This is a genomic window from Enterobacter sp. PL_is514 (genome assembly GCF_055816715.1).
The window spans coordinates 42689-54448 of the sequence record NZ_JBVPGN010000027.1; the positions used below are offsets into that span (position 1 = coordinate 42689).

The 11760-nt window shown below is 53.6% G+C and carries 14 protein-coding genes; 7 read left to right on the top strand and 7 right to left on the bottom strand.

The genetic code is table 11. The annotated features are described in order from the left end of the window. Positions 1-41 precede the first annotated feature (41 nt). The gene (locus tag AC0TNG_RS04260; RefSeq protein WP_008502839.1) at positions 42-314 is read left to right on the top strand and encodes a barstar family protein; all 273 of its coding nucleotides are present in this window, start codon (positions 42-44) and stop codon (positions 312-314) included. A gap of 64 nt (positions 315-378) precedes the next feature. On the opposite strand, the gene yhcN (AC0TNG_RS04265) is transcribed toward AC0TNG_RS04260, so the two are convergent. From yhcN (AC0TNG_RS04265) to argR, 3 genes are all read right to left on the bottom strand, one after another. Next, positions 379-645, bottom strand: a complete 267-nt coding sequence (yhcN, locus tag AC0TNG_RS04265; RefSeq protein ID WP_024906332.1) for a peroxide/acid stress response protein YhcN — start codon at positions 643-645, stop codon at positions 379-381. Positions 646-756: 111 nt separating this feature from the next. Then, entirely contained in the window at positions 757-1020 is a 264-nt protein-coding gene (gene yhcN, locus AC0TNG_RS04270) for a peroxide/acid stress response protein YhcN (RefSeq protein ID WP_024906333.1), read from the bottom strand. A 375-nt stretch (positions 1021-1395) separates the two neighbouring features. Next, positions 1396-1866, bottom strand: coding sequence for a transcriptional regulator ArgR (gene argR / locus AC0TNG_RS04275; protein WP_023309388.1), 471 nt, complete (start codon positions 1864-1866; stop codon positions 1396-1398). Positions 1867-2263: 397 nt separating this feature from the next. Between argR and mdh the strand changes: the two genes are divergently transcribed. Then, complete coding sequence (gene mdh, locus AC0TNG_RS04280) at positions 2264-3202, top strand: malate dehydrogenase (protein WP_023309387.1); 939 nt, start codon at positions 2264-2266, stop codon at positions 3200-3202. A gap of 57 nt (positions 3203-3259) precedes the next feature. On the opposite strand, the gene degS is transcribed toward mdh, so the two are convergent. The 3 genes from degS to zapG all read right to left on the bottom strand — a co-directional run bounded on the left by degS (position 3260) and on the right by zapG (position 6356). Next, complete coding sequence (degS, locus tag AC0TNG_RS04285; RefSeq protein WP_032650421.1) at positions 3260-4327, bottom strand: outer membrane-stress sensor serine endopeptidase DegS; 1068 nt, start codon at positions 4325-4327, stop codon at positions 3260-3262. A gap of 91 nt (positions 4328-4418) precedes the next feature. Beyond that, positions 4419-5786 carry a serine endoprotease DegQ gene (gene degQ / locus AC0TNG_RS04290; protein WP_473712479.1) on the bottom strand — a complete coding sequence of 456 codons (1368 nt, stop codon included), beginning with the start codon at positions 5784-5786 and terminating at the stop codon, positions 4419-4421. Between the two features lie 171 nt (positions 5787-5957). Beyond that, on the bottom strand, positions 5958-6356 hold the full coding sequence (zapG, locus tag AC0TNG_RS04295; protein WP_008502832.1) for a Z-ring associated protein ZapG: 399 nt from the start codon (positions 6354-6356) through the stop codon (positions 5958-5960). A 189-nt stretch (positions 6357-6545) separates the two neighbouring features. Here zapG and zapE point away from each other — a divergent pair, with 189 nt between their 5' ends. The 5 genes from zapE (at position 6546) to sspB (ending at position 10305) form a co-directional block, all read left to right on the top strand. Next, positions 6546-7670 (top strand): cell division protein ZapE, encoded by a 1125-nt coding sequence (zapE, locus tag AC0TNG_RS04300; protein ID WP_208763299.1) that lies wholly within the window; start codon positions 6546-6548, stop codon positions 7668-7670. 348 nt (positions 7671-8018) lie between these two features. Continuing rightward, entirely contained in the window at positions 8019-8447 is a 429-nt protein-coding gene (gene rplM / locus AC0TNG_RS04305) for a 50S ribosomal protein L13 (protein WP_006178824.1), read from the top strand. A gap of 15 nt (positions 8448-8462) precedes the next feature. Then, entirely contained in the window at positions 8463-8855 is a 393-nt protein-coding gene (gene rpsI / locus AC0TNG_RS04310; protein ID WP_003860436.1) for a 30S ribosomal protein S9, read from the top strand. 308 nt (positions 8856-9163) lie between these two features. Beyond that, positions 9164-9802: a stringent starvation protein SspA gene (sspA, locus tag AC0TNG_RS04315; protein WP_023333624.1), complete on the top strand. Its 639-nt coding sequence runs from the start codon at positions 9164-9166 to the stop codon at positions 9800-9802. Between the two features lie 5 nt (positions 9803-9807). Further along, positions 9808-10305, top strand: a complete 498-nt coding sequence (gene sspB, locus AC0TNG_RS04320) for a ClpXP protease specificity-enhancing factor (RefSeq protein WP_024906337.1) — start codon at positions 9808-9810, stop codon at positions 10303-10305. 27 nt (positions 10306-10332) lie between these two features. Here the strand turns inward: sspB and gltD are convergent, their stop codons facing one another. Continuing rightward, positions 10333-11751, bottom strand: a complete 1419-nt coding sequence (gene gltD / locus AC0TNG_RS04325; RefSeq protein WP_023309377.1) for a glutamate synthase subunit GltD — start codon at positions 11749-11751, stop codon at positions 10333-10335. Positions 11752-11760 lie beyond the last annotated feature (9 nt).

The following is an 11760-nucleotide window of genomic DNA, read 5'->3' on the forward strand; positions in this document are numbered from 1 at the left end:
CAGGGCGGCATCTGCCGCTCGCCTGGACTGGGTGGCTGGCAATGAAAACCTATACGTTTGATTTTGACGAGATCGACAGTCAGGAAGACTTCTACCGTGAATTTATCCGGGTGTTTGATCTTGAACGGGAAAGCGTGACGAATCTGGATACGCTGTGGGACGTGGTGACCGGCAGCCTGCTGCCGCTACCGCTGGAAATTGAGTTCATCCATTTGCCCGATAAGCTTCGCAGACGTTTTGGCGCGCTGATATTGCTTTTCGATGAAGCGGAAGAAGAGCTTGAAGGGCAGCTGCGCTTTAACGCGCGGCATTGAATCAAAAAAAAAGCCCCTGACCATGAGGCCAGGGGCAAGTCGTATGATGAGATACGACGAGGGTTTATTTATACAGCTCTGCCGTTGCATGCCAGTGGTCACCCTGATTCAGTTCGGTGACGCGATAGCTGCTGGCGCCTGCTTTTTCAGCTTTGGCGGCAAGTTCGTGACGAATATCCATCGGGGAACCGGTGACTGACGTCACGGATACGCTGCCCATTGGCTGCAGATTTTGTGCCTGGTCGGCATTCACCTGCTGTACGGCTGCACTTGCGCCGAAAGAGAGAACGGATGCCAGACCGAGGGTTGCGATGATCAATTTGGTTTTCATAGTCTTTACTCCTGAATAGGGTTTTTTACTCAACGGCGAGAAGGGTTGAACCGCTATTTTTATGCCTGGTGCCGTTGAGGGGAGATTTACGTTTTCAGTTATTACTAAAACTTATTTGTACAGCTCAGCGGTGGCGTGCCAGTGGTCACCAGAACGCGCTTCGATGATGCGATAGGATGACGCACCCTGTTCTTCCGCTTTTTTGTTCAGCATCTCACGCATGTCCATTGGCGATGTGCCGACCGCGCCGACAGAAACCGTACCGATGGCCTGGCGGGATTGCGCCTGGTCAGCATTGATAGAGTCGGCAGCGAAAGCACCGAATGACAGGACAGACAGGACGCTCAGCGCCGCTACAGTTGATTTGATTTTCATGATTCTTACCTCGTCGAATTTTTTAGTGGGGTCTTGTTTCGTGACCCTCATCACAAAATCAAGTATACACTAATAACGGTAAAAATTAATACCAGACTAATGGTTTCTATTGTTATTACGTGTTAACCAGACTATTTTTTATAACCAAATTGCATAATATTGGGTGTTTTTTGTTCGATTGTGGTGATTATATCTAATTAAATCATATGGATAGTAGCTTTTGATTTTTTGTGCGATTTTTTGATTTAGCATTCACCAGATGAATGTTAATGGGTGGTAAAAAGCACTATTTGTCAAAGTGAAGGGCAGTAGAAAAGAAGGGGAAACGCAGCGTAAGCAGAACGATCCCCGTAGCGACGCTACGGGGAGAGGGGATTAGAGTTCCTGTTCGAACAGAACCAGAATCGCTTCGTGGAGATCTTTCACGGAGAAACCGCTGGCTGGTGTGGTAAAGATGGTGTCATCGCCGGCGATAGTCCCCAGGATCCCCTCCGTTTTACCCAGCGAGTCCAGCATGCGGGCAATCAGCTGTGCGGCGCCAGGGCTTGTGTGGATCACCACTACGGCGTCGTTATGATCGATATCCAGAACCAGATTTTTGAGCGGGCTGGAGGTGGTCGGCACGCCAAGTTCTGCCGGCAGGCAATAGACCATCTCCATCTTGGCGTTACGGGTACGCACCGCGCCAAATTTCGTTAACATGCGGGAGACTTTCGACTGATTGATGTTATCGAAGCCTTGTTCCTGCAGCGCCTGAACAATTTCTCCCTGAGAACTGAATTTCTCTTCTTTGAGTAGCGCCTTAAACGCCTTTACTAATTCTTCTTGCTTAGACGAGCTTCGCATAAGTCACCCGGAATATGACGATAGAAACAACATTATTATGCATGTGGATGAATTTTTATGCAAATTATCTACCCAGCGCCAGGCTGAAATAATGTTATGAAAGGGAGTGATTTTATCAGATTTCGTTATCAGAAAACATGCCTGGGTCACGCCGCGCAAATAAGCTTAAAAGTAAATTAAATGTTATCAAAATGATGTTGTTTTGGTGGCGGGGCAGGGTGTATTGTAACCACCTCTTAATGCGTTGCCATTTGTCGTCAGATAGCCTTCTGATGAGAGATAAAGTCGCGTGACCTCAAATTCTTTAGCTACGAAAATTGTAATTATTTACTTGCTGAATTATGGTCGCCGCAACGGATTTACAGATACTTAAGTTAACCATAATAAGGAGTTTAGGATGAAAGTCGCAGTCCTCGGCGCTGCTGGTGGTATCGGCCAGGCGCTTGCCCTACTACTGAAAACCCAACTGCCTTCAGGCTCAGAACTCTCCCTGTACGATATTGCTCCGGTAACCCCAGGTGTGGCGGTTGACCTGAGCCACATCCCGACCGCTGTAAAAATCAAAGGCTTCTCCGGTGAAGATGCACGTCCTGCACTGCAGGGTGCTGACGTGGTGCTGATTTCTGCAGGCGTGGCGCGTAAGCCAGGCATGGATCGTTCAGACCTGTTCAACGTCAACGCGGGCATCGTGAAAAACCTGGTGCAGCAGATTGCAGAAATCTGCCCGAAAGCATGCATCGGTATCATCACTAACCCGGTGAACACCACCGTGGCTATCGCGGCAGAAGTGCTGAAGAAAGCCGGTGTTTACGACAAAAACAAACTGTTTGGCGTGACCACGCTGGATATCATCCGTTCCAACACCTTTGTTGCTGAGCTGAAAGGCAAACAGCCAACAGAAGTGGAAGTGCCGGTCATTGGCGGTCACTCTGGCGTCACCATCCTGCCTCTGCTGTCGCAGATCCCAGGCGTGAGCTTCACCGAGCAGGAAGTGGCTGACCTGACTAAACGCATCCAGAACGCGGGCACCGAAGTGGTGGAAGCGAAGGCGGGTGGCGGTTCTGCAACCCTGTCTATGGGCCAGGCAGCTGCGCGTTTTGGCCTGTCACTGGTTCGCGCTCTGCAGGGCGAGAAAGGCGTTGTTGAATGCGCTTACGTTGAAGGCGATGGCGAACACGCTCGCTTCTTCTCTCAACCGCTGCTGCTGGGTAAAAACGGTATCGAAGAGCGTAAATCCATTGGTACGCTGAGCGCGTTTGAACAACACGCGATGGAAGGTATGCTGGATACGCTGAAGAAAGATATCACCCTGGGTGAAGAGTTCGTTAACAAGTAAAACGAACCGTCTTCTGGCAAAAAAAACGGAGCTTATCGCTCCGTTTTTTTATGCTTGTCAGTTAGTGGCCGGATATTCCTGAATCGTCACATGCAGCGTCAGTTTCTTATCGTTGCGCATGACTTCAACAGGGATGATAGAGCCCGGACGAATCTCTGCCACCTGGTCCATCGTCTCCAGCGCAGAGACCGCTGGCGTGCCGTTGACCGACACAATGACGTCATTTACCTGAATACCCGCATTAGCGGCCGGGCCACCAGGCGACACTTCATTCACCACAATCCCCTGAATCTGATCGATACCACCGCCCTGGGTATGCATCGGTGCAATTTCGCGCCCGCCGATACCGATATAGCCGCGGATCACGCGTCCGTCGCGGATCAGCTTATCCATGATCTTGGTCGCCAGCTGGAACGGAATGGCAAAGCCGATCCCTTCCGGCGTCTCGCCGTCGTTACTCTTATCGAACGAGAGGGTGTTGATGCCCATCAGTTCGCCCAGCGAGTTGACCAGCGCCCCGCCGGAGTTACCGTGGTTGATGGAGGCATCGGTTTGCAGGAAGTTCTGCCGCCCGGAGGGGTTGAGGCCAATACGACCGGTCGCGCTAATAATCCCCTGGGTGATGGTCTGACCCAGGTTGTAAGGGTTACCAATCGCCAGGACGACGTCACCAATATGCGGGGTTCGTTTACGGTTGATCGGGATGACCGGCAAACCGCCCGTGGCGTTAATTTTCAGCACGGCCAGGTCGGTCAGGCTGTCAGATCCAACGAGTAACGCCTCAAATACGCGGCCATCCTGCAGGGCGACGATGATCTGGTCGGCATCGTTAATCACGTGCTTGTTGGTAATAATGTAGCCGCGCTCGTCCATTATTACGCCGGAGCCGAGGGTACGGATCTCCAGCTGGTTGTGGGCTGAGGTGTTCAGACCACGATTATAGACGTTAACCACGGCAGGTGCGGCACGGCGAACGGCCTGGTTATAGGTGGCTGGCGTTTCATCCGTGCTATCGAACTGGGGAGCCGACAGTTTATTGAGCTGACGTATAGACGGCAGCGCCAGCAGCAGCAGGCCAGCAACAATCAAACCGATGACAATAGAACGTAAGAGCTTTAAAAGCATGATGCGCGTGTCGTTAAAAAAGGAACGATTTGCAGCATAACATGAGTTATCCGGACATCACACGCAGCGGTGATGTCCGGGTCACAAATGCTTAGCGCAACAGTATATAGATGGACTCATTGCCACGCATGACCTGCAGGGCAATAACCGCCGGTTTACTTTCCAGCACCTTGCGCAGTTCGGCAATGGACTGCACGCGATTGCGGTTTACGCTAATGATCACGTCATCCTGATGCAATCCGGCCTGTGCGGCAGGGCTGCTCTTCTCGACGGTCTCGATGCGAATGCCTTTCGTACCGTCTTTCAACTGCCCATCGCTCAACGTAGCCCCTTGCAGGGCCGGGGCGATAAGCTCCGCACTGGCAGAGGAAGAGGTGCTCTTATCCAGCGTGACTTCAACGTCCAGCGGCTTACCGTCACGTATCAGGCCCAGCTTCACTTTGGCACCAGGTTCCGTTGTGGCAATCCGCGAACGCAGTTCTGCAAAGCTGCTCAGCGGCTTGTCGTTGAGGCTGACGATCACATCACCCGATTTCACGCCCGCTTTTGCCGAGCCGGAGTTAGGCAGCACTTCACTGACAAACGCCCCGCGCTGTACGTTGATGTTGAACGCTTTTGCAATATCCGCGCTCATCTCCATGCCTTTAATACCCAGCAGCCCGCGTTTGACTTCGCCAAACTGAATGAGCTGTTGAGAGAGGGTTTTGGCCATATTGCTGGGGATAGCAAAACCGATCCCGATGCTGCCGCCGCCCGGGGCCAGAATCGCCGTGTTAATCCCTATCAGCTCGCCGTTAAGGTTGAGCAATGCCCCGCCGGAGTTCCCACGGTTGATGGAGGCATCGGTCTGGATAAAGTTTTCCAGCCCTTCCAGATTGAGGCCGCTGCGTCCCAGCGCGGAGACGATCCCGGAAGTCGCGGTCTGCCCTAAACCAAAGGGGTTGCCCACGGCGACGGCAAAATCGCCGACGCGCAGTTTGTCGGAGTCCGCGATGGCAATCTGGGTCAGGTTGCTCGGGTTTTGCACCTGCAACAGCGCGATGTCGCTCTGGTCATCTCCGCCGATCAGTTTGGCATCGAATTCGCGGCCATCGTTCAGCTGGACGCTGATTTTATCGGCCTGGCTGATGACATGGTTGTTGGTCAGAATATAGCCTTTTGCCGCATCAATAATGACGCCAGAGCCCAGGCCTTCAAAAGGCTGCGCCTGCTGGTCGGGAGACTCATCGCCAAAATATTTTTTCAGTTCTTCAGGGACGCGTTGGTTTTGTACTGCGGTACCTTCAACCTGAACGCTGACGACCGCAGGCAACACTTTTTCCAGCATGGGTGCGAGGCTTGGAATGGCCGCCTGGCCAGGCACCTGGGTGGGGATGGCGGCGAATACAGGGACGGACGCCGAGAGAGATAACCCGACACTTAACGCGATAGCGCTCAACAGCTGGTTTTTTTTCTTCATCGATGTTGACTCTCGTAACCTGGAATAAAGGAAAAACGGCCCCAAAAACACGTTGATGTTATTGAATTTTAAACCGCTGAACAATGAGGTGTTTAACTAAATGATAGCTGGGGTCATCAAGAAAGGACGGGCGCAATCGCTGCGCCCGTAAAATAAATTCAGGTTGTGCGATTAATCGCGTTTTACACCGCCGCGCAGCAGGCCGGACGCGCCATCGGAATAGTCGCGAGGCATCTGAACGGGCGCCTGATCGTTACCGGCTTCAGAGTCAGCCAGACGGTTGCGGAACGGGTTGGTTTCCGCGGTCATTTCCGGCAGCAGGCTGCTGGAGCTTTTGGCCATATGTTGATACAGCTGACGATAGTCGGTCGCCATGTTGTCCAGCAGCTCGGCGCTACGGGCAAAATGGCTGACCAGCTCTTCACGATACTCTTCCAGCTCGGCTTTGTTCTTTTCCAGTTCGTACTGCAGTGACTGCTGCTGACGCAATTTGCGATTACCGAAACGCATGGCCACAGCACCGATAACGATGCCGACGACTAAACCGATTAGCGCATATTCCCAGGTCATGAACTTCTCCCGTTGTCTTGTTGTTCCGTAGGGTGTTGGCTCGGCTCCTGCCTGTGCCTGATAATGCCACTATAACCGCTATTTCCGTAGAAGTGGAATCCTGACGTATCATCGCGTAGTGTAGAACGGCCTTTTTTTCATCAGTCGCGTCTGCTGGTGAGCGTTAATTGAAGGAATAACAATAAGATTATGCAAAACCTGTCCCCTGCATCGCGATATCAACTGGCCCTAAACGAGGGCACTCATCAGCCGGATGACGTTCAACGTGAGGCGGTAAACCGTCTGGAGATGATTTATCAGGAGCTCACGGCAAAACCCGCTGAAGTCGAACAGAACGGTGGCCTAAAGGCGGCGTTTGGGCGGTTGCTCGGTAAAAAAGCGCCGCAGGCTCATGCGCCGGTGCGCGGTTTATATATGTGGGGCGGGGTCGGTCGCGGAAAAACCTGGCTGATGGACCTGTTCTATCTGAGCCTGCCGGGCGCACGCAAACAGCGCCTGCACTTCCATCGTTTTATGCTGCGGGTGCATGAAGAGCTGACCGCACTGCAGGGTAAAAGCGATCCGCTGGAGATTGTGGCCGACAGGTTCAAGGCGGAAACCGACGTGCTCTGCTTCGATGAGTTTTTTGTGTCTGACATCACCGATGCCATGCTGTTAGGTGGCCTGATGAAAGCGCTATTTGCCCGCGGAATCACGCTGGTGGCCACGTCGAATATCCCGCCGGATGAGCTCTATCGTAACGGCCTGCAGCGGGCACGCTTCCTGCCTGCCATCGACGCCCTCAAGCAGCACTGCGACATCATGAACGTCGATGCCGGTGTCGATTATCGTCTGCGAACCCTGACACAGGCGCACCTCTGGCTTTCGCCGTTAAATGCAGAGACCACCCGCGAGATGGATAAGCTTTGGCTGGCGCTGGCGGGGGCAAAACGCGATCACGCCCCGGAACTCGAGATTAACCATCGCCCGCTGCCCACCCTTGGCGTCGAAAACCAAACGCTGGCGGTCTCCTTTACGACGCTCTGCGTGGATGCCCGCAGCCAGCACGACTACATTGCGCTTTCGCGTCTGTTCCACACCGTGATGGTGCTGGATGTACCGGTGATGACGCGGCTGATGGAGAGCGAAGCACGGCGCTTCATTGCGCTGGTGGACGAGTTTTATGAGCGCCACGTCAAGCTGGTGGTCAGCGCCGAGGTACCTTTATATGAGATTTACCAGGGCGAGCGGCTGAAGTTTGAATTCCAGCGCTGCCTGTCGCGCCTGCAGGAGATGCAGAGCGAGGAATACCTGAAGCTGGAGCATATGCCGTAACAAACGTCACCCTCTCCCTGTGGGAGAGGGACTGGGGGGAGGGCACCAGACGTTAATAAATGCCACCCTCTCCCTGTGGGAGAGGGGCCGGGGGTGAGGGCACCAGACCGTACAATACTTAACCCCGAAAAACCCATTCCAAATCACATTTAAGGGTCGATCTTTGACCTCAACTTCTCTATAATCTTGCGACCCCACGTTACGAGAAGGTTTTTTTCCCGAAACTTTCTATGTGTCGGCATTAGCTATTCGAAGGGGTAGGTTTGCCGGACTTTGTCGTGTGAACCTCAACTGACTAAACGTTTGGGTGTTCACCAACGTGTAACTTATTATTTGGGTAAGCTTTTAATGAAAACTTTTACAGCTAAACCAGAAACCGTACAGCGCGACTGGTATGTTGTTGACGCGACCGGTAAAACTCTGGGCCGTCTGGCTACTGAACTGGCTCGTCGCCTGCGCGGTAAGCATAAAGCGGAATACACTCCGCACGTTGATACCGGTGATTACATCATCGTTCTGAACGCTGATAAAGTTGCTGTAACCGGCAACAAGCGTACTGACAAAGTGTACTATCACCACACCGGCCACATCGGTGGTATCAAAGAAGCGACCTTTGAAGAGATGATTGCCCGCCGTCCTGAGCGTGTGATTGAAATCGCGGTTAAAGGCATGCTGCCAAAAGGCCCGCTGGGTCGTGCTATGTTCCGTAAACTGAAAGTTTACGCAGGCAACGAGCACAACCACGCGGCACAGCAACCGCAAGTTCTTGACATCTAATCGGGATTATAGGCAATGGCTGAAAATCAATACTACGGCACTGGTCGCCGCAAAAGTTCCGCAGCTCGCGTTTTCATCAAACCGGGCAGTGGTAAAATCGTAATCAACCAGCGTTCTCTGGAACAATACTTCGGTCGCGAAACTGCCCGCATGGTAGTTCGCCAGCCGCTGGAACTGGTTGACATGGTAGAAAAACTGGATCTGTACATCACCGTTAAAGGTGGTGGTATCTCCGGTCAGGCAGGTGCGATCCGTCACGGTATCACCCGCGCTCTGATGGAGTACGACGAATCCCTGCGTTCTGAACTGCGTAAAGCTGGCTTCGTTACTCGTGACGCGCGTCAGGTTGAACGTAAGAAAGTGGGTCTGCGTAAAGCACGTCGTCGTCCACAGTTCTCCAAACGTTAATCCATTCTGCTTACGCAGAACGATTGGCGAAAAACCCGCTTCGGCGGGTTTTTTTATGGATAATGCGCAGGTTATCCACAATCTCCATGCATATATCTTCTCTTTTTCCACATTTCCAGAATCCCCTCACCACAAAGCCATCAAAATCTGGTAAACTATCATCCAATTTTCTGCCCAAATATCGGTGAATACTCGATTTTTGTTCGTTTCTTGAACAATGTGTTTTCTCTGGGATGGGCGATACAACATCTGGCTGGCCCCTGTTGGGCTGGTAGCAGTAAAAATTCTGAATATACCTGGAGGTTTTCATGGCTGTCGCTGCCAACAAACGTTCGGTAATGACGCTGTTTTCTGGTCCTACTGACATTTATAGCCATCAGGTTCGTATCGTGCTGGCCGAGAAGGGTGTCAGTTTTGAGATCGAGCATGTGGAAAAGGATAACCCGCCTCAGGATCTGATCGATCTCAACCCGAGCCAAAGCGTACCGACGCTGGTGGATCGCGAGCTGACCCTGTGGGAATCCCGTATCATTATGGAATATCTGGATGAGCGTTTCCCGCATCCGCCACTGATGCCTGTTTACCCTGTCGCGCGTGGTGAAAGCCGCCTGTACATGCAGCGTATTGAAAAAGACTGGTACTCGCTGATGAACGTTATCGTCAGCGGTTCCGCTTCTGAAGCTGACGCTGCACGTAAGCAGCTGCGTGAAGAGCTGCTGGCAATCGCGCCTGTGTTTGGTCAGAAACCGTTCTTCCTGAGCGATGAGTTCAGCCTGGTGGACTGCTACCTGGCACCGCTGCTGTGGCGTCTGCCAACCCTGGGCGTAGAGTTCAGCGGTCCTGGCGCGAAAGAGCTGAAAGGCTATATGACTCGCGTATTTGAACGCGACTCTTTCCTGGCATCTTTAACTGAACCGGAACGTGAAATGCGTCTCGGCCGAGGCTAATGACTGTGGAAATGTCACAACTTACCCCACGCCGTCCGTATCTGCTGCGCGCCTTCTATGAATGGCTGCTGGATAACCAGCTCACGCCGCACCTGGTTGTGGATGTGACGTTGCCGGGCGTGCTGGTTCCAATGGAATACGCGCGTGACGGACAGATCGTACTGAACATTGCGCCGCGTGCGGTGGGTAACCTGGAGCTGGCAAACGATGAAGTGCGCTTCAACGCGCGTTTCGGCGGCGTGCCGCGTCAGGTTTCCGTACCTCTGGCAGCCGTGCTGGCTATCTACGCGCGTGAAAACGGTGCGGGTACCATGTTCGAGCCGGAAGCGGCGTATGATGAAGATGTTGCCAGCCTGAATGATGACAACGCATCCGATGAGCGCGAAAGCGACACGGTGATGTCACTTATTGATGGCGATAAACCCGATCATCACGACGACAATGACCCTGATGACGATCCGCCTCCGCGCGGTGGTCGTCCGGCTCTTCGCGTCGTGAAATAAAAAACAGGCCCAATCGGGCCTGTTTTTTTACACTTCCAGGTAGTTCAGTATACCGTCAGCCGCCTTGCGGCCTTCGGCAATCGCCGTCACCACCAGGTCAGAACCGCGAACGATATCGCCACCGGCGAAGATTTTCGGGTTGCTGGTCTGGAACGCGTTATCGCTGCCTTCTGGCGCAATCACGCGGCCCTGTGAATCCAGCTCGACGCTGTGCTTCGCCAGCCACTCCATGCTGTGAGGACGGAAACCGAACGCCATCACCACGGCATCGGCCGGGATCACGTGTTCAGAACCGGCGACGATTTCCGCACGACGACGGCCTTTCGCATCCGGTGCCCCCATCTCCGTGCGCGCCATCTTCACACCGCTCACTTTACCGTTGGCATTCACTTCAATACCCAGAGGCTGGATGTTGAACTGGAACTCCACGCCCTCTTCACGCGCGTTTTTCACTTCGCGTTTAGAACCCGGCATGTTCTCTTCGTCACGACGGTAGGCGCAGATCACGTGTGCCGCATTCTGACGAATGGAGGTACGCACGCAGTCCATCGCGGTATCACCGCCGCCCAGCACCACCACGCGTTTGCCTTCCATGCTGACGAATGGCTCATCCGCCGTTTCACCATAGCCCATAATCTGCTTGGTGTTGGCAATCAGGAACGGCAGCGCGTCGTACACGCCCGGCGCATCTTCGTTCTCCAGACCGCCGCGCATGGACTGATAGGTGCCCACGCCCAGGAACACGGCGTCGTAATCCTTCAGCAGGTCGTCGAGCTGCACGTCGCGGCCCACTTCCACGTTAAGTTTGAACTCAATGCCCATGCCGGTGAAGATTTCACGGCGACGGGTCATGACCTCTTTTTCCAGCTTGAAGGCCGGGATACCGAAGGTCAGCAGGCCGCCGATCTCCGGATGACGGTCAAAGACCACCGCCTTCACGCCGTTGCGGGTCAGCACGTCCGCACAGGCCAGGCCCGCCGGGCCCGCGCCGATGATCGCCACGCGCTTGTCGGTTTGCTTCACGCCGGTCATATCCGGACGCCAGCCCATCTCGAACGCTTTATCGTTGATATAGCGCTCGATGTTGCCGATGGTCACCGCGCCGAACTCGTCGTTCAGCGTACAGGAACCTTCGCACAGACGGTCCTGAGGACACACGCGGCCGCACACTTCCGGCAGGGTGTTGGTCTGGTGAGACAGCTCGGCGGCTTCAAAAATACGTCCTTCGTTGGCCAGCTTCAGCCAGTTCGGGATGTAGTTATGTACCGGGCATTTCCATTCGCAGTAAGGGTTACCGCAGGACAGGCAGCGGTCTGCCTGCGCTTTGGCCTGGCCCTCTGAAAACGGCTCGTAGATTTCAACAAATTCAATTTTGCGGATCTTCAGCGGTTTCTTTGGCGGATCAACACGCTGCAGGTCGATAAACTGGTATACGTTCTGGCTCATCTGAATTCC

Coding starts and splice junctions, on each gene's coding strand:
- AC0TNG_RS04260 (WP_008502839.1), top strand. CDS start 42: ATGAAAACCTATACGTTTGATTTTGACGAGATCGACAGTCAGGAAGAC.
- yhcN (WP_024906332.1), bottom strand. CDS start 645: ATGAAAACCAAATTGATCATCGCAACCCTCGGTCTGGCATCCGTTCTC.
- yhcN (WP_024906333.1), bottom strand. CDS start 1,020: ATGAAAATCAAATCAACTGTAGCGGCGCTGAGCGTCCTGTCTGTCCTG.
- argR (WP_023309388.1), bottom strand. CDS start 1,866: ATGCGAAGCTCGTCTAAGCAAGAAGAATTAGTAAAGGCGTTTAAGGCG.
- mdh (WP_023309387.1), top strand. CDS start 2,264: ATGAAAGTCGCAGTCCTCGGCGCTGCTGGTGGTATCGGCCAGGCGCTT.
- degS (WP_032650421.1), bottom strand. CDS start 4,327: ATGCTTTTAAAGCTCTTACGTTCTATTGTCATCGGTTTGATTGTTGCT.
- degQ (WP_473712479.1), bottom strand. CDS start 5,786: ATGAAGAAAAAAAACCAGCTGTTGAGCGCTATCGCGTTAAGTGTCGGG.
- zapG (WP_008502832.1), bottom strand. CDS start 6,356: ATGACCTGGGAATATGCGCTAATCGGTTTAGTCGTCGGCATCGTTATC.
- zapE (WP_208763299.1), top strand. CDS start 6,546: ATGCAAAACCTGTCCCCTGCATCGCGATATCAACTGGCCCTAAACGAG.
- rplM (WP_006178824.1), top strand. CDS start 8,019: ATGAAAACTTTTACAGCTAAACCAGAAACCGTACAGCGCGACTGGTAT.
- rpsI (WP_003860436.1), top strand. CDS start 8,463: ATGGCTGAAAATCAATACTACGGCACTGGTCGCCGCAAAAGTTCCGCA.
- sspA (WP_023333624.1), top strand. CDS start 9,164: ATGGCTGTCGCTGCCAACAAACGTTCGGTAATGACGCTGTTTTCTGGT.
- gltD (WP_023309377.1), bottom strand. CDS start 11,751: ATGAGCCAGAACGTATACCAGTTTATCGACCTGCAGCGTGTTGATCCG.